18 protein-coding genes and 1 tRNA gene are annotated in these 16,228 nt (G+C 42.8%); 12 read left to right on the top strand and 7 right to left on the bottom strand.

From position 1 onward, the window contains the following. Positions 1–110: 110 nt before the first annotated feature. The 3 genes from P5683_RS06470 to P5683_RS06460 form a co-directional block, all read right to left on the bottom strand. A complete protein-coding gene (locus tag P5683_RS06470) occupies positions 111–1,217 on the bottom strand; it encodes a hypothetical protein (protein WP_046320661.1) in 1,107 nt (368 codons plus the stop codon). Between the two features lie 6 nt (positions 1,218–1,223). Further along, the gene (locus tag P5683_RS06465) at positions 1,224–2,747 is read right to left on the bottom strand and encodes a DNA methyltransferase (RefSeq protein WP_108614729.1); all 1,524 of its coding nucleotides are present in this window, start codon (positions 2,745–2,747) and stop codon (positions 1,224–1,226) included. Positions 2,748–2,945: 198 nt separating this feature from the next. Then, entirely contained in the window at positions 2,946–3,878 is a 933-nt protein-coding gene (locus P5683_RS06460; protein ID WP_315639556.1) for a DUF1517 domain-containing protein, read from the bottom strand. A gap of 11 nt (positions 3,879–3,889) precedes the next feature. Here P5683_RS06460 and P5683_RS06455 point away from each other — a divergent pair, with 11 nt between their 5' ends. The 4 genes from P5683_RS06455 (at position 3,890) to P5683_RS06440 (ending at position 10,050) form a co-directional block, all read left to right on the top strand. Next, positions 3,890–4,066, top strand: a complete 177-nt coding sequence (locus tag P5683_RS06455; protein ID WP_006623830.1) for a hypothetical protein — start codon at positions 3,890–3,892, stop codon at positions 4,064–4,066. Then, positions 4,066–4,665, top strand: a complete 600-nt coding sequence (locus tag P5683_RS06450) for a hypothetical protein (RefSeq protein ID WP_006623831.1) — start codon at positions 4,066–4,068, stop codon at positions 4,663–4,665. The genes P5683_RS06455 and P5683_RS06450 overlap by 1 nt, the downstream gene beginning before the upstream one ends. Positions 4,666–4,687: 22 nt before the next feature. Further along, positions 4,688–8,146, top strand: coding sequence for an AAA-like domain-containing protein (locus tag P5683_RS06445; protein WP_315639557.1), 3,459 nt, complete (start codon positions 4,688–4,690; stop codon positions 8,144–8,146). Between the two features lie 98 nt (positions 8,147–8,244). Further along, a complete protein-coding gene (locus P5683_RS06440) occupies positions 8,245–10,050 on the top strand; it encodes an ABC transporter ATP-binding protein (RefSeq protein WP_006623833.1) in 1,806 nt (601 codons plus the stop codon). 17 nt (positions 10,051–10,067) lie between these two features. On the opposite strand, the gene P5683_RS06435 is transcribed toward P5683_RS06440, so the two are convergent. Next, the gene (locus P5683_RS06435; RefSeq protein ID WP_081587741.1) at positions 10,068–10,895 is read right to left on the bottom strand and encodes a tetratricopeptide repeat protein; all 828 of its coding nucleotides are present in this window, start codon (positions 10,893–10,895) and stop codon (positions 10,068–10,070) included. A gap of 64 nt (positions 10,896–10,959) precedes the next feature. Continuing rightward, positions 10,960–11,565, bottom strand: a complete 606-nt coding sequence (locus P5683_RS06430) for a hypothetical protein (RefSeq protein WP_315641801.1) — start codon at positions 11,563–11,565, stop codon at positions 10,960–10,962. 119 nt (positions 11,566–11,684) lie between these two features. Between P5683_RS06430 and P5683_RS06425 the strand changes: the two genes are divergently transcribed. Then, positions 11,685–11,769 (top strand) — tRNA-Ser (locus P5683_RS06425). Positions 11,770–12,039: 270 nt separating this feature from the next. Here the strand turns inward: P5683_RS06425 and P5683_RS06420 are convergent. Next, the gene (locus P5683_RS06420; RefSeq protein ID WP_006623837.1) at positions 12,040–12,381 is read right to left on the bottom strand and encodes a hypothetical protein; all 342 of its coding nucleotides are present in this window, start codon (positions 12,379–12,381) and stop codon (positions 12,040–12,042) included. A 523-nt stretch (positions 12,382–12,904) separates the two neighbouring features. Then, complete coding sequence (locus P5683_RS06415) at positions 12,905–13,075, bottom strand: ribbon-helix-helix domain-containing protein (protein ID WP_006623838.1); 171 nt, start codon at positions 13,073–13,075, stop codon at positions 12,905–12,907. A 117-nt stretch (positions 13,076–13,192) separates the two neighbouring features. Here P5683_RS06415 and P5683_RS06410 point away from each other — a divergent pair, with 117 nt between their 5' ends. The 7 genes from P5683_RS06410 to P5683_RS06380 form a co-directional block, all read left to right on the top strand. Then, on the top strand, positions 13,193–14,119 hold the full coding sequence (locus P5683_RS06410; protein WP_006623839.1) for a hypothetical protein: 927 nt from the start codon (positions 13,193–13,195) through the stop codon (positions 14,117–14,119). After that, the gene (locus tag P5683_RS06405; RefSeq protein ID WP_006623840.1) at positions 14,116–14,274 is read left to right on the top strand and encodes a hypothetical protein; all 159 of its coding nucleotides are present in this window, start codon (positions 14,116–14,118) and stop codon (positions 14,272–14,274) included. Before P5683_RS06410 ends, P5683_RS06405 begins: the two co-directional genes overlap by 4 nt. A 32-nt stretch (positions 14,275–14,306) precedes the next feature. Beyond that, positions 14,307–14,474: a hypothetical protein gene (locus P5683_RS06400; protein ID WP_315663600.1), complete on the top strand. Its 168-nt coding sequence runs from the start codon at positions 14,307–14,309 to the stop codon at positions 14,472–14,474. A gap of 89 nt (positions 14,475–14,563) precedes the next feature. After that, positions 14,564–15,049, top strand: a complete 486-nt coding sequence (locus P5683_RS06395) for a hypothetical protein (protein ID WP_006623842.1) — start codon at positions 14,564–14,566, stop codon at positions 15,047–15,049. Between the two features lie 56 nt (positions 15,050–15,105). Next, positions 15,106–15,366 carry a hypothetical protein gene (locus P5683_RS06390; RefSeq protein ID WP_006669821.1) on the top strand — a complete coding sequence of 87 codons (261 nt, stop codon included), beginning with the start codon at positions 15,106–15,108 and terminating at the stop codon, positions 15,364–15,366. Further along, positions 15,357–15,953, top strand: a complete 597-nt coding sequence (locus tag P5683_RS06385) for a hypothetical protein (RefSeq protein ID WP_315639560.1) — start codon at positions 15,357–15,359, stop codon at positions 15,951–15,953. The genes P5683_RS06390 and P5683_RS06385 overlap by 10 nt, the downstream gene beginning before the upstream one ends. Before the next feature lie 60 nt (positions 15,954–16,013). Next, a partial coding sequence (locus P5683_RS06380) for an IS630 transposase-related protein (protein WP_315642389.1) occupies positions 16,014–16,228 on the top strand: 215 nt, incomplete at its 3' end.

Here is a 16,228-nt window from a genome sequence, read left to right as displayed (position 1 = left end):
GGTTATGGGTTATTCTTATTGTAAATAACCCGTAATTAATAACTAATCAACCATAAACAATATGGTTTAGCGATAATTTCGCGACAACTTCTTATCAGATTTTTGCCAGGCTACTTGACCACAAAAATTACGTCAGTGAGAGCCGTAAATGTCTGTGGCTTGCCTTTATATTTGAAAGAAATTTTCAGATCAGAAAGATTTTTATCGGCAAAGTTATCCAGGTAGCTATTAATCACAGGTTGCAGCAAATCCAGGTTACGCTTCAATTTCCAACTTCCACTGAAATCATTGGTATCTACCAGCACAAGAAATAGCCTATTTTCAGAGCCAAAGCGCATCTCACCCTGATTTTCATATAACCATCTCGCTAGGTGCTTAGGATGCTCTTGTGCGTGTAGGAGAATGTTCATTGTTTGAGCTTTTAGAGTATCAATTACTTGCTTAGATTCTTGAGTATTCTTGTCATTCATTTTTTCAAAAATTTCATAGTAAATGTCACTTGGTTTGCCCTTTTTATCAAACTCAATCTTTAACTCTTTGGCTTTTTGCTTGAGATAAGTCAGTTCTACAGGGAGCCCAAGGTCTTTTCTTTGAGCTTTTATATACTCTGCTGGCAGATACGTTACTTTTAAATCAAAGGGAGTATTTCTAATAAAGAAATCAAGATGTTTGATTTGACCCACTGTGGGTAAAACTTCTGGGTGGGATTTAAAAATGTGTTCAATGAGGATACTCGACCAATGATTGTACCAACTATTCAGAACATATCCTTGCACGGCGACACTGATCTCGGTGGCAAATTTGGAAACCAGTATTTCATAAGATTGCAGAACTTTTACATAACGACTGACCAAATATTTATCCAAAGAATTTTGGTAATCTCCACCCCACTCAAAGGACTTTAGTTTGTATAGCTCTGAAACCAGCTTGGTTGTATCTAGGCTGTGCAAAGCAATCTTGTTCTTTTTTTTCATGTAGGCATTTAACATGATATGTGATTTGGATTGTTCTTTGACTAGCAAAGCGTACAATTCTATAAATTTTTGATTTAAAGAAGTTTGATTTAAGGAAATCTGGTTTTCTGCCACAAATTCATCAATCAGGGGCTTTCTCATAATTGACTTGAGTTTAAGCCAAAGAAGCGCTGCCTCATCCGAGTTAAATTCCTCCCAATTTTCCCTTTCATATAAAGTCTGCCAAGAGTGAAAATCTTGCATTAAAAATTACTCTACTTCTTTTCGGGGCAATTGCGCTGACCAGTTCGGCAAGTTGGTAAAAGCACTGCACAAGGGATAATCACCATTAGCTTCTTGCTTCTGGTAAATGATAATATAGTCACTTTTCATCGCCCCTTGACGATTATCTTGGACAACCGAGGTGGCGGAGTATATCATCGGGAAGCAGCCGATAAATTTCAAGCACTCAGATGTATTTTCAATACATTTTAGGTATTCCCAGCTTTGCCGATCGCGAGCATTAAAATATAATGCCATATAACCAGAAGGCTTGAGAACCCTAGATGCTTTGACAAAAAACTCTGTCATATCAGCGTTATAAATCGTCTTTGATTTTTGTCGCTCTTTAGCATTCGACACCACAATTTCTCTCTCAAAATCAACGGTGTAACCCAATAATGAATTCCATAACTCACTTAATTCCAGATAAGGAATGCGATCGCTATGAGGCGGATCGGTGCAAATGAAAGAGACAACCTCTGATGGAATTTCTTTCAGTGCTATTCTAGCGTCTGCATTGATTAGCCATGAGTTTAGATGAAAATCTAAAGTATTAAGAGACGTTAGATTATTAGACACAATAAATAGGTTTTTTTCTTGCTCAGGGAGAGATTTAAGCAGTTTATTAGCGCGGTTTTGGAAGCAATTCCAGACGTTAATTTCAAAATGGGTATCGGGCAACCAAAACCCAATAACCCAACTACCTACCTCGATTTTTTCGCCATGGCTGTTTCTTTTGCTATTCCGCCGATTCTTAATCGCAAAGACCATATTAGACATCTGACCGGCGGCAGAAGTTAAAGTCAGCATTAGTGCGCGTTTCAAGGATGACGGATAACCGGAAATTGCTTCAATCAGCAGGTCAATATTTCGCATAGCCCGACCTGTAAAGATGTCACTAACAGACATAGTTGGCTTGACATTAATCCGAGAATTGGTAAAAAAATGGAGATGACGAAAATTCTTGGGTTGGTAGTGTTGGTAAGCAGAGTAAGACTGGAAATCTATGTCAGAAGGATCAATTTCAATTCGCCCTCGACCTGTTTCTGGTTTGCACCATACCGATACAATGCGATCCCCTTCCCACAGATAATGAGAAGCGATTTTTCCTGCCGTTGTCCGATAAGTATTGTGAATATTTTGAGCAACTTTTGTTTCAATTTCGATTAAAGCCTGATAATATTCTTGGCGATCGGGAAGATTGAGCATCAAAGAGGTATGCTCGATAGAAAATGGATTGATATCAATGCCAATAAAATGCCGATTTCGCAGCAGGCATTCACGAGATATTAAACCGGAACCGAGAAATGGATCCATGACGATATCACCTTCCTGGGTACAGTTTTCAATCAGATAACTGATGCTTTCTATGGGTTTCTTGCCCCAATATTTATGAAAACCAGCCAAACCAGTATATGTTTTGGGAGCCATCAAATCAGCTACCTTAGTTGTGGATACTGATTCAGGAAATAGGCTCATCTGTAAGAAACTTGATGGCTTTGTGAATGTCATGGTCATCCTTTTTTAGTTGGATTTTCTAAGATTCATCAGCGATTTACCAATAATCTGCAATTGGGTTATCAGTTATTAGTTATTAGTGTTTGTAGCGAAGTACCAATAACCAAGCACAAGATTAAGTCCCCTGAATATCGGGGTTGAGGTGCGTCAACTCCACACCAGCCGTGATGATTTGACGCACCGGACGACAGCCTAAACCAATCTGAGATTAGGATAGTAAGCCAAAATATCATCAGTGCTAAGGGTATCGCCACTGGCTTGGGGAGTCCAAAGAACTTCGATCGCCAATAGCTGTTCACTACCAATGGAACCTAAACGACTGATCGCCTGTCTCAAATCCTGGGAACTTTCAATTTTAGGCAATTCAAGCTGACCCAAAACTCCCACAACTAGGGTGACAATAATATATTCCCCTGGATTTTCGGTAGCATCTTGACTGACGATCGCCCCTTTGTCATCAGTAGCAGAAATGCGCTGATTATTGAAGTTTGAGAGAGTTTCTTCGGTAAACTTACTACGTTCTGCGATCGCCAACTGATTAAATTTCGCTTCCGCCGAATTTAAACGCATCCGATCCGCCTCACTCGCACCATAGACCCAATATTCTGGGTGACGTAGTAGGGCTAAAGTCGCTTCCTGAAGGACTTGGGCGCGACCTTCTGGGGTTCCGGTGTCAGCAGTGGCGGCGAGACGCGCGAGGTCCTGTTGGAGGTAGCGACCCTCAGCTAATAAACCCACCTGTACCTCAGCCACGGAAACTGTGGGATTATTATATTCGGCTTCTTGGACTCCTTCACCGACAGCGCGGAAACTTCTCACGATAAAATTGGCAATGGCCACGAAAATCAGGATAGAAAATAGTCCTCCGAAACCGCCAAAACCAAAGAAGGGAAGTAAAAATGGAAATCCAAACCCACCGCCGCCGTAATATCCACCCCCTGGGGCTTGTCTGGGACTGGGGGCTAGTGTGCGACTGGGGGCGCGAAATGAACCACCGCCAATCCGACCACCACTCCTGGCTGCTAGGGCGCTGTCAGCATGGCTAAATCCTAGGGTGATAATCAGGGCGATCGCTATTAGTGGTTTAAAAAACGGTTTAACAATTGCCAACAAATTTTTCAACATAAATGATCCTAATGTCTGCTTGGGACTGGAATTTGATCGAGGTTAGCATCAATTGTATTTCTTCCGGCGATCGCTTATCCAGTCGATATATCTACTACTTTAACGCCTCTAGCGTAACTGCTACAGCCGATCCAAGGTACGGACTTCCCCAATATAGGGGAGATATCCGCACCTTACCAGATTATTAATGGTTGATTATACCGTTGTGTCAGTTTTGAGCCAACTGGCTGCCAGTTTGGGGGCTATGGGACTAATGGTGGGAGTCAGAGTGTCTGATGGACAACAACAGACTCCTAGAATTTTACCTGTCCAACAAATTATATCCGCCCATCCACGATGTCCGGTAGATTTAAACCAGTTACTGACTGAGTTGGTGGTGGATTTACCCGCCTATGCTAACCGTGTGATTACGCGATCGCCACCTACCAACCATTTACAGGATATCCCTACATCAGTGATTTTAGCCACCAGTTTACCCCCAGAAACTATACCTGTTTCTGAGCATTTACCCACCGATTTACCTACTGGTGATGATATTGATTTGGGATTCATTCTTACCCGTGAAAGGTTGTATATTAATAATAGAATGCTCGTGATTCAACGGTATCATTGGTTATTCTTGCGTTCGACTCCTAACGGGTGGGAATTGGTGAAAATGTTATCTAAATCAGACCCTTATCCTGGTTACAGGATTTTACCCCAGCCTTGGGATAGTAGCCAAAGTGCGATCGCCCGCGCCATTCGCCTCTGGCTGCGAGACTGTCAATGGCGGACAGTCCCCAGATAAAAATGACTAAGAGGTTTTGATTATGTATCAAGTTGGTGGTAGCTTAGAGCGTAATGCTATTAGTTATGTAGAAAGACAAGCAGACCGAGAACTTTATCAACATTTGAAAGCCGGAAAGTTTTGTTATGTTCTTAACTCTCGTCAAATGGGGAAATCCTCCTTATTGGCTCAGACAAGATACCGCTTAGAATTAGACGGATTTCGATGTTCTAGTATTGACTTAACCCTAGTAGGTCAAGACCAGATTACTTCTGCACAGTGGTATAAAGGTATTATTGTTGAATTACTCAGAGGATTTAAGTTATGGGAAAAATTCCAATTTTTTAAAGCCTGGTGGCAAAATCAAGATAACCTTTCCCCAGTACAGAAATTAGGCTATTTTATTGATGATATCTTATTGCCAGAAATACCCCACAAAAATCTGGTCATTTTTATAGACGAGATTGATAGTATGTTAAGCCTGGATTTCCCCTCTGATGATTTTTGGGCGTTGATCCGTTTTTTGTATAATCAAAGGGCCATTAATCCTGAATATAATCGCCTCACTTTTGCCATTTTTGGAGTAGCTACACCCTCCGATTTGATTCAAGACCGGACTCGGACACCTTTTAATGTTGGTAAAGCCATAGATTTAACAGGTTTTACCCTCTCAGAAGCACAGATATTAGCCCAAGGATTAAATATCACAGGTGGCGACAAAATAGCAGTTATTGAACGCATTTTATTTTGGACTAATGGGCAGCCTTTTTTAACGCAAAAAGTTTGTGATTTAATTAATCAAATTAATTTGATAGTCAATAATGCACCTGTGTTCATTAAGCCGGGAGAAGAAAGCCAGTTTATCGATGAAATAATTGGGAGTAAAATCATCTATAAATGGCAAGAACAAGACCAGCCAGAGCATTTAATGACTATCTTAAACCGAATCAAGTACAGGGTAGATATCATCCCTAAAATGCTAGGAATTTATCAAAAATTGCTAGAAAAAAGCCCGGTAGAAGTTGATAATACCCGCGAAAAATCCGAGTTAATTCTGTCGGGATTAGTTATTAAAAATCAAGGAAGTTTACAGATAAGAAACCTCATTTATCAAACTATATTTGATTCCACTTGGGCTGCTCAAGAGTTAGCAAATATTCGCCCCTATTCTCAGCTTTTAGATTCTTGGGTTAAATCTGACAAAAATGATGTGTCTCGATTACTAACCGGACAAGCGTTAATAGATGCTAAAAATTGGGCTCATTCCCGGAGTTTAAGTGACTTAGATTATCAATTTTTAGCCGCCAGTCAAGAACTAGAAGAACAGCAAATCAAAACCCGTTTAGAAGCTGCCAGAGTCCAAGAAATCAATCACCGACTCGCTCAAGAAAAAAAAGTCGCACAATTGCAGCGTCTACTGTTACTGATAGCCACGGTAGCTTTGAGTATTTCCTCTGGTTTAGGTATCTTAGTATGGCGACAAAATCAGCAAGTACGGATTAGTGAAATTAGAGCCTTAGCATCTTCTTCTCATGGTTTATTAGCCTCCCATAACCAGTTAGATGCTATGGTGGATGCCATTAAGGCTAAAGGTCGTTTAGAGGGTTTATGGAAAGTTGATAGCTACACTGAATCGGAAGTTAAATTGGCTTTAAATAATGCCATTTATAATATCAATGAATTTAATCGTTTAATTGGGCATCAAGGCTCGGTTTTGAGTGTAGATATTAGCAGTGATGGTCAGTTAATTGCTACGGCTAGTAATGATAAAACTGTGAAAATTTGGCGGCAAGATGGAACCTTAATTAATACCCTACAACATTCGGGAACAGTCCATCGTGTGGCTTTCGGACCTGACGGTAATTTGGTGGTTTCTGCTAGTTTAGATGGTCAGGTAAAACTGTGGAATGTAGATGGTAAATTATTGCAAAATATACACGCTCATGATGCTCCTGTTTGGGGAATAGATTTTAGTCCTAATGGTCAAATTATCGCTTCTGCTAGTGGCGATCACACTGTTAAATTATGGCTACTAGACGGCACATTATTAACAACTTTGACAGGACATACAACCAGTGTTTGGAATGTGGCTTTTGATAAAACCAGTCAAATAGTAGCTTCTGTCAGCGTTGATGGTTTAATGAAATTATGGAGTATCGATGGCAGATTATTAAACACCATAGAAGCACATCAAGGAGCTGTTTGGGGTGTAGCATTTTGTTATGATACCAATTTACTGGTATCTGTCAGCACAGATAAAACAGCTAAAATCTGGACAATAGATGGCACCTTGGTGAGAACTATGCAGGAAAAAGATGTAATTTTTGGGGTTGATTGTAGTGCTAATGGTGAATTCATTGCCACCAGTGGTACAAATAATACAGTAACCATTTGGAAAACAGACGGCACTTTTATCAAAACCTTACAACGACATAATGCCGTGGTTAGAGGTGTGGCATTAAGCGCTAATGGTTTGATGGCTGCTTCCGCTAGTGATGATGGAACCGTCAAACTATGGCGACGTAACGCATATTTATTACAACCCCTGTATAATCACGATGATATCCTGTGGAATATAGCCACCAGTGCCGATAATCAATTGATTGCTTATGTGTCTGGTGATCAAACTTATTTAAGACAAACAAATGGTCAGCTTTTAAGCATAATTAGTCACTCAGGAAAGTTAAATCGCGCTGTGGCTTTTACTCCCAAGGCAGATATATTAGCACTTGGTGCTAATAATGAAGTTCAACTTTGGGATATTAGAAATATCAGAAAATCTCCACCCGAACTACTCACCATATTAACTGGACATGAAACAGTTATTTATGCTATTGCTATTAGTCCTGATGGTCAAATGATTGCTTCCGCTGGGGATGATAAAACCATTAAATTATGGACGATTGATGGGGAACTGATCAATAGTTTTCCGGCTCATAGTGAAAGGATTTGGCAACTAACCTTTAGTCCAGATGGTCAAACTCTTATCTCTGCTAGTGAAGATAAGACTGTCAAATTATGGACTACAGAGGGTGGGCTTGTGAACACCCTAAATCAAGATGGAGTTATTTGGGGAGTTGACATTAATCCTGAAGGAAATTTGATTGCTTCTGCTAGTCGTGATGATACTTTAAAACTGTGGAGATTAGATGGTAGTTTGGTCAGAAAAATTCGAGCGAACAGCGGTGGATTAACCAGGGTTACCTTTAGTCCAGACGGTAAAAATATCGCCACTGCTGGTGTTAACAATCAGGTAAAATTGTGGAATCTTGAAGGGGAGTTACTCCAAACTTTACCCGGACATGAAGCTATGGTACTCAGCCTAGCATTTACGGCTGATGGTAATTTTTTGGTATCTGGTGGGGATGACCGGACGGTGATTATATGGGATTTAGAGGGAATTAAAAATCTCGATCCTATGGAATATGCCTGCAATTGGGTTGGGGATTATCTGCGGACTAATGTGGAGGTAGAAGATAGCGATCGCCTTTTGTGTCCCTAAAATCTCAGCCCTTCATTGTGCATATATCTGATTTTTGGGTATAATCATTATTTACACTTGTTAACTTAGTTTCTGCTGACCCACCATTATCATTAACAATGCTTTCATCTCAACAACAAAGAAGCCTAGAAACCGACTGGCGGCTATTTTTGCGATTGCGAGACTATGCCAAACGCCATAAAAAACTGTTGGCGATCGCTATTATTTTACTCATTCCTCTCTCTATTTCTAGTGCGATTCAACCTATTTTGATTGGGCAAACTATTTCACTAATTCGCCAAGAACCCACCTATAAATTTTTACAGGGATTATCTCTATCAGCAGGCTTAAATCTCTTAGCTTTCCTGTTATTATTGACAATTTCCCTCAGATTCACTCTTCAGGCTATCCAAGGATATGTCGTCCAGACCGTTGGACAAAAAATGACCGCAGATATTCGTAACGATTTATTTGACCATGTTACCTCTTTAGCTGTCAGATTTTTTGACCGCACTCCTGTCGGAAAACTCATTACTCGTCTCACCAGTGATGTCGATGCTTTGGGGGATGTATTCTCTACTGGTGCTATTGGCATTATTAGCGATTTATTCTCGATTTTAGTAATTGCGATCGCCATGTTTAGCCTTCAGTGGCAGTTGGCTTTAATGTTGGTTTTATCTATGTTCCCCGTCACCGCAATAATTATCTATTTTCAACAACAATATCGCACCGCTAATTATAAAGCACGGGAGGAACTCTCCGACCTCAACGCACAACTACAAGAGAATTTGATTGGTATTGGAGTCGTGCAACTATTTCGCCGGGAACGTTACAATGCCGAGTTATTTCACATCACCAATCAGCGTTATATTAAAGCCGTTGATAAAACCATTTTTTATGATTCGGCTGTCTCGGCAACCTTAGAATGGATTGCCCTAATAGCGATCGCCGCCGTCCTCTGGTTTGGAGGCAAACAAGTATTAAATCAAACCCTCAGCTTTGGCATACTTTCCACCTTTATACTATTCGCCCAACGTCTATTTGACCCCCTCCGACAATTTGCCGATAAATTTACCGCTATTCAAGCCGGTTTAACTGCTGTGGAAAGGATTAATGACATTCTGAACCAACCCATAGAAATCCGCGACCCCGAAATCGGAAAAGCCAGTGTTTTACCAACTAATAAATATGAGGCGATCGGCGAAATCAAATTTGAAAACGTCTATTTTGCCTATAAAAATGATGAATATGTAATCCAAAACCTTAATTTCACTATTCATCCTGGGGAAAAAGTCGCCCTAGTCGGACCTACTGGTGCTGGCAAAAGTTCTATTATTCGGCTATTATGTCGTTTATACGAACCTAGTCGCGGTCGCATTTTAATCGATGGGATTGATATCCGTGATTTACCTCAAGCCGAATTACGTCGCCATGTGGGGGTAATCTTACAAGATGGGTTTCTATTCGCCGGAGATGTTAAAAGTAATATTACCCTGGGGGAAACCTATACAATCGATGCAATTCGACAGGCGGCGGAAAAGACGAATGTATCTCAGTTTATTGAGGCTTTACCCGAAGGTTATGATACGGAACTTAGGGAAAGAGGCACTAATCTTTCCAGTGGTCAAAAACAGCTTTTAGCTTTTGCTAGGGTAGCCATTAGAAACCCGCAAATATTAGTTTTAGATGAAGCGACTGCTAACCTAGATGTGATGACAGAATCCCTAATTCAGGATGCCCTTGATCGGATGTTAATCGGCAAAACTGCCATTATTATTGCCCACCGTTTATCAACGATTAAAAATGTCGATCGCATTTTAGTTTTACAGCGAGGAAGACTGATAGAGTCCGGTTCCCATGACCAATTATTAAACCAGGGCGGACTCTACGCCAGTCTGTATCAGTTACAGATGTTAGGTTCGTGATCCTCGGCAATTTCCGCCTATTTGAGATTCAAAAATCTGTCTAAGGCTGCCACCAAAGCGGGAGGCCAACGACGGATATTAGCTACCCAATCAATATCTCGATAACGGGGGTCTAATCCAATGGCTGCTACCCAATTACTTTCGGCTTCCCCTATTTTACCACTATCCCACAAACAGGCGGTTAAAGCTGCCCGCATATCGGCAAAATTGGGGTATTTCCGAATCAGATTTTTGATGTTGCGGATAGCTTCTTTAGTCTCACCAGTCTGATACAAAGCCAGGGCGTAGTTAGCCCTAGCAAAAGCATAGTTAGGGTCTAATTCCGCCGCCTGGAAATAGTCGGCGATCGCCGCTTCCCAGTTTTCTTGTCCGGCTTCCGCATTACCTCGATTATTATAGGCGATCGCATCAGAGGGACTTAACTCTAAAGTCCGATTATAATCAGCGATCGCATCAGACCAACGCCCCAAACCCTCATAAGCCACTCCCCGGTTAAGGTAAGGGTCCGCAGCCGTCGGCGCTAATTCAATAGCCCGGTTATAGTCCCCTATGGCTTCCGTGAGGCGGTTTTGGCTAACTCGGATATTACCTCGGTTACTCCACATAGCCGGGTTATCCGGGTAACGATTAATAATTTCAGTCCAGTAATTCTCAGCTTCCGCAAACCGTCCCGCTTGGCTAGTCGCAAAAGCCCTCTCTAGTAGTTCATCCAATGATAAAGTAGAGATTTCCGCTACCGTTTCCCCCACGGTGTCAGTAGCAGCCCAGGCTAAATTATATGGCGATACTACCCCTAGCCATAGCCAGCAAAATACCACGGTTAGAAAAAGTATCAATCGGCGCATCATCAAAAAAAAGCCACAACAATCTGAAATTATACCGAAGTTAGCCACATATTGACCAGCTACGTCAGACTTTTACCCATAGCGCCAACCCTCCCCCTCGACCTCTGGCGGCGATGAAGTTTTCTTGAATTAGGAAATAGGCAAAAAAAGCCTGGTCTTTAACTAGGCGTTGATAAAAACTTTCCTCGCTAGTTTTCCCCCCACGAATATAGTTATCATAAAGTTTTATCCCCACGGCTTCCACGGCTAGACGGGTAAAATCAAAAGCCAGAATATCATTTTTGTCCAAAAACTTAGCCGGACCGCTAACAGTTAATGTCATTAGTCCGACTTGGATTTTGTTTTCGATTCTACCAGCTTCAAAGGTTTGGCGATCGCCGCTTTCCACCCCCGAAACTGGGGAATAGTTTAATAATACACTAACTAAGCCCGGCAGATAACGACCCGGCCCCATAATCACCCCTGCTTTAGCGCGAGTTTTTTTGGTTCCGGTAATGAAATATAATTGCCAACACCCACACAAACTCTCGAAGGGGTGCGGTTTCCGATTTTGGCGACCCGCCTTTTCCGCGGCCAATAAAGCATTAACCACCTGGTCAGGAGAAAGGCGCGCGCCCCGAGATTTTAGCGATCGCGCCGTTTGGTCTAGGATGTCCAGATATTCAGCCAAGGTTCTGATTTCATCAAGATATGATAATTATCTCTTATATCATTTATTCGCATACCCAGACAAACTGATGGCTAATCTCAGCAGCTTTATGTTATAATAGTCAATGCTCACATCCCCTTGGAGAGGTGGCAGAGTGGTCGATCGCGCTCGACTTGAAATCGAGTGAGCCGCAAGGTTCCGTGGGTTCAAATCCCACCCTCTCCGTTGTTTCAGCCCCTAAACAAATACTTTTGGCTATAATTTGGCTATAATTTGGCTATAAATTTAGGCGATTATAGCCAAAACAATTTTTCAAAAAATCACCCCCCCCGCCCCCATCCACAAAATATAATCCGTTCCTTATATATGCGTTAGCCAAACGGATTGCTATTGTACAGTGGTTAAATTTTGGGGCTAGATACAAAACACAGCCAACCTGTACCATGTCGCCTCCAAAACTGCCATAATATCAATGTACATTGATACATGAGAAGATTAACGGGAGCCTTTTTGTGTCAATTTGACATCAACTCCTAACAGCGTCAGAGCCTTGGTAATCTCCAATTTGATCGCGCCTCCATTGCCAGCCTTCATTTTTGTAGCAGCCAGGAGGATATCAATTATCTGTTGGCGACTCTGATCAGACAGAAGCTCACCGACTGCCTGGTGGTTGCCATTACTGTTTGCTGGCTTCTCAATCACATCACCCTGATCCAAACGATGAGCGATCGCCAATAGTTCATCTGCAAATACATCAGGAACTCGGATCGCGCGGGTCGGGGTGTTGATCCATTTGGGTTGTTTTAAACCACTGGTATCAGGATTGTAGTTGGCCATAATTATCCTATACATCTATCATTGTACATTGATAATGCTATCATTGTACATTGATAGCAGTCAAGTAGGCGATCGCACTTTGCGCCCTATTGTCCAATAATCTGGCCATATATTAGCCCCTTGCCTTAGATGATTACTATATCAATGTACATTGATAACCCGATAGGCGATCGCCTCAACCCTAAACCCACCAATCGCCAACAATCATCCTGTCCCCATCAACCCGTCAAGAGTAGGCCCAAAATATAAAACGGGCCATTTTTGTGTACAGCCAGTAATGGATTGAAAAAAAATCACAAATTTTTATTTTTGGGTGTCCTGCCTGTCCACTGTGGCTGTAACTGCTATAGCAAGGGAGTTACAAGGTGGACACCCAGAAAAAATTCTGCCTGTCCTCTGCCTGTCTGCCTGTCCGCTTCTGTTGGACAAAAAAATACCCGACCTGGTGCGATCGGGGGTTGGTGATTGTGTATTGATTGAACCTGCTATTAGAGAAACGCCCGCACAGACAAGGAGTGGGTGTTCAAATTTCACCTTTGTTCTTGGCTTCCTCAATTTCCAACTGCAACAGGCGGCGGATAAGGCTTGAAAGAGATCTTTGTCTCTTCTCTGCCAATTTTTTACCCTCTTCTAACATCTGTTCATCCAGGTAAACCTGTAGCTTTGGCTTGTTGCTAGGCACTGTGGCAGTCATATAGGTGTTACTCCAATTCTACTCTTGCTCAAAAAAATATGCTAGGGGTATTTACAGAGCATTCACTTTTATGTTACAGTTAATTTACCGAAAGGTCAAACACAAAATAACCCACTGGTGTCAGCCGCCAAGCAAGCCACCAGTGGGTCTGAAAACCCCTTTACAGGAGTAACTATGACTTTAGCAGAACTTAAAGCTAATGCGATCGCCCTAGGATTGTCAAAAGATGATATCCGCCAGTTTGGCGACCTGCGGTCAAAATCCACTTGGGAAGCCGCTATTGCCCAAGCCGAATCCGAAGCCGTACCAGAGGCCGAGCCTATCCCCGAATTTTTGCCAAACCAGGCTATGGTCAACCCCTTACATCAGGTTGAATCCGACCCCACCCAACAGCCAGAAAATCAATGTACATTGAAAGAATCGGAGAATCATTGCCGCTACCAACAAGATGTAATTTTGGTTACAGGGGCCTGTGATGGTATTGAGGAAGTTATTAGCTCTGGTGCTGACATTAAAGAGGCGAAACACATTGCCGATCAAGTTAAGTTAACTTTTGGGCAGCAAATCATAATCCGAGAGTTTGATGGTAGTGGTCAGATGTTCTACCGTCGCCACGATGATGAGGTTGACCCCGACATCCTGCCCGAACTCAAGGATAAAGACGATCGCTTTGATTGTTGGAGCCCATGGATGAAAGTAGGCGCTAAATTTACTACACCCCGGGGAAACCGCTTTACCATTGTTGGTTTTGACAAGTGGGGGAACTGTCACGCGATCGCCGATGGGGATGAGGAAACCCAAACCTTTCGGCTTAGTCATCTGATTCAGTACACCCCAGAAGCTGACGATGATACCCGTGACGAAATTATTGAAAAATTCCGCCAAGCCGGGGTATCCGATGCCGATATTGCTGAATTGAACGCCGCGCCCCTTTGCGTTACCGGAGCCGCAGTCGTTTTGGGTTTTCTGGAAGGCTTACTTGAGCCAATCCCTGCCACTGGTGTAGTTGTTGGTTTGGTGTTGAGTTTTTTCGCCCTGGGGTGAGGGATGCCGGATGGGTGGGGTTCAAGGCTTCCCTAACTGCCATGGCGATCGCTCTCCTGTGGCTAGGATTCTGGCTAGGGACTGGTGATCTGAGAATCCCCCCCTTTACCCTCACTGTAGATATTGCCAACCCCAACACAGAGCAACAGAAATGAACCCTAAATATGGGCAAATCAAACAGTTAGCCATGAAATTGTATTGTTTCATGCTTTCCCATCCTGAGACGATACCACTTAAATCCGAGTCGGTGCGCCGCCATATTGCAGCACTCTGTTTTGATGCCGCCGCCGATTTCTTGGCAGTCCAAGACCAGTGGATTGAGGAACAAGAATCCTCAGAAAAATCCGGCAATTAACACTTGATAAAAAATGCGATTGCCACGCGAGTGAGGGTGGCTGCCCGTTATCACCAAGCCTGTTAACCATTAGTTAGGAGCAATAAACCATGATTGGATTTCTCAGAGGCGACGATGTAAAAGGTGGAGCGATCGCACCCGTAGAGGGTCAGCATAGCAACCTTGACAAAGGGTCGGTTTTTGTCACCAGCCCGAACGGCATCACTCCCGACAACCCCGGTAGTTGGGAACATTTCCGTTTCGCTCCCGTGCTTGACCGTCCCCGTGTCCTTGATCCGGCCGAAGCCGATGCCCTCACCGACCTGGCTGATGAATCCGATAAGCACGTTGTCAGTACCCGCAAAGGATACCGAGCCTTAAAGCGACTAGATAACAATAGCCGCAAGGTCAACGAATCTTATGAGAAACTCCGTCGCCATCAGGCTGGAAATGAACACAAGATCCAATCGGCTAAACACGATTCTGCCAAATACCTGCACGGATTGCGACCTAAATATGCACGTTTAGGGCAGGGTCTGGAAAAGTCTGCACAACTGGCTGACCAGAAAATTAACGCCCTGATGTCTACTCTGTAATCCCATAAAAATGCCCCCATCATTGGGGGCAAAAATGCTAAAGGAAAGTGAGCAGAATGATTCAATTGTACAGAATTCTTGGATTGATTTTGTTATTTGGTGCTAGTGCTTCCACTGTATCACTGTTGGCTGTTAGCTACCAAAGTTTCCGCCTCCCGGCTTTCTGGCTTGCCTTAATTGCCGCCAGCATCTTGGGTGCAATGGGGGCGATCGCTTACTATCACAAAGGTAAATCTGAGGAATGGTGGCAGTGGTTAGTTTTTGCGATCGCTGTGGCTGCCGTTCTAATTATTGGGGGTGCAATCCAGTGGACGTAATTAATCCCAGCGCCAATAATCAGGCGATTCGGAGCAATTGGAGATTGTTAAACGGCATATCAGTCTTAATAGCAGTTACTGCTACACCAGTTTGGTTTTTTACGCCCTTCCTCACCCATCAAAATACCCTAAGATGGTTATCTATTGGCTATGGTATGGAGGGCGGTGCCGGATTACTCTTAACCAGTAATGAATTAGCCAAACTCAAACCAAAAATTACCGCATTAAATAAACAAGAGGAGGCAGACTTTAAGCATTCGGTCGCCAGTTCACTGTATTTAACTCAGCAGACTAACCAGGCAATTGCCGAGTTCCTAAATTTTCAGAGACATGACTCCCTTTATGCCCAACCAGAACTGCTAGAGTCCGCAGTATATGGGGAGTTAAGCGAGTTACCAGAAAAGTTAGAAAGTTCTGAGTTAGCTAGTCAGTTTGAACTTACCGAACTTTCTAAACTTGCCGAACGCTATCGCCAAGCCGTATTAGATGCCTTGGATAAAGGAGTAATAGAATCCAAGATTATCAAAGACATAATAGGGTTAGGCGGTGCTAAATATTCCAAGGGCCGTGCTGTACTTGAGTTATAGCACAAGACAGGAAAGTTAGGACGTATAATGGAGAGGACGAGATGACTAAGAAGACCCAAAATGCCAGCCCCCTATAGTTACGACCTCAGACAAAAAGTTATTGATGCAATTGAACTAGACGGTATGCCCAAAACAGAAGCCAGTCAAGTTTTCCATGTCAGCCGGAACACCATTAATCTCTGGCTGCAAAGAAAAGCACAGACCGGAGACTTCCTCCCTAAACCTAATCACCCACCTGGCAATAACCACAAAATTACCGACTGGCAAAAATTCAA

It is taken from the genome of Limnospira sp. PMC 1279.21, from assembly GCF_032349615.1.
Lineage (GTDB): Bacteria > Cyanobacteriota > Cyanobacteriia > Cyanobacteriales > Microcoleaceae > Limnospira > Limnospira fusiformis.
The sequence above is the reverse complement of the archived record's forward strand: the minus strand, read 5'-3'. Positions and strand labels throughout refer to the sequence as shown.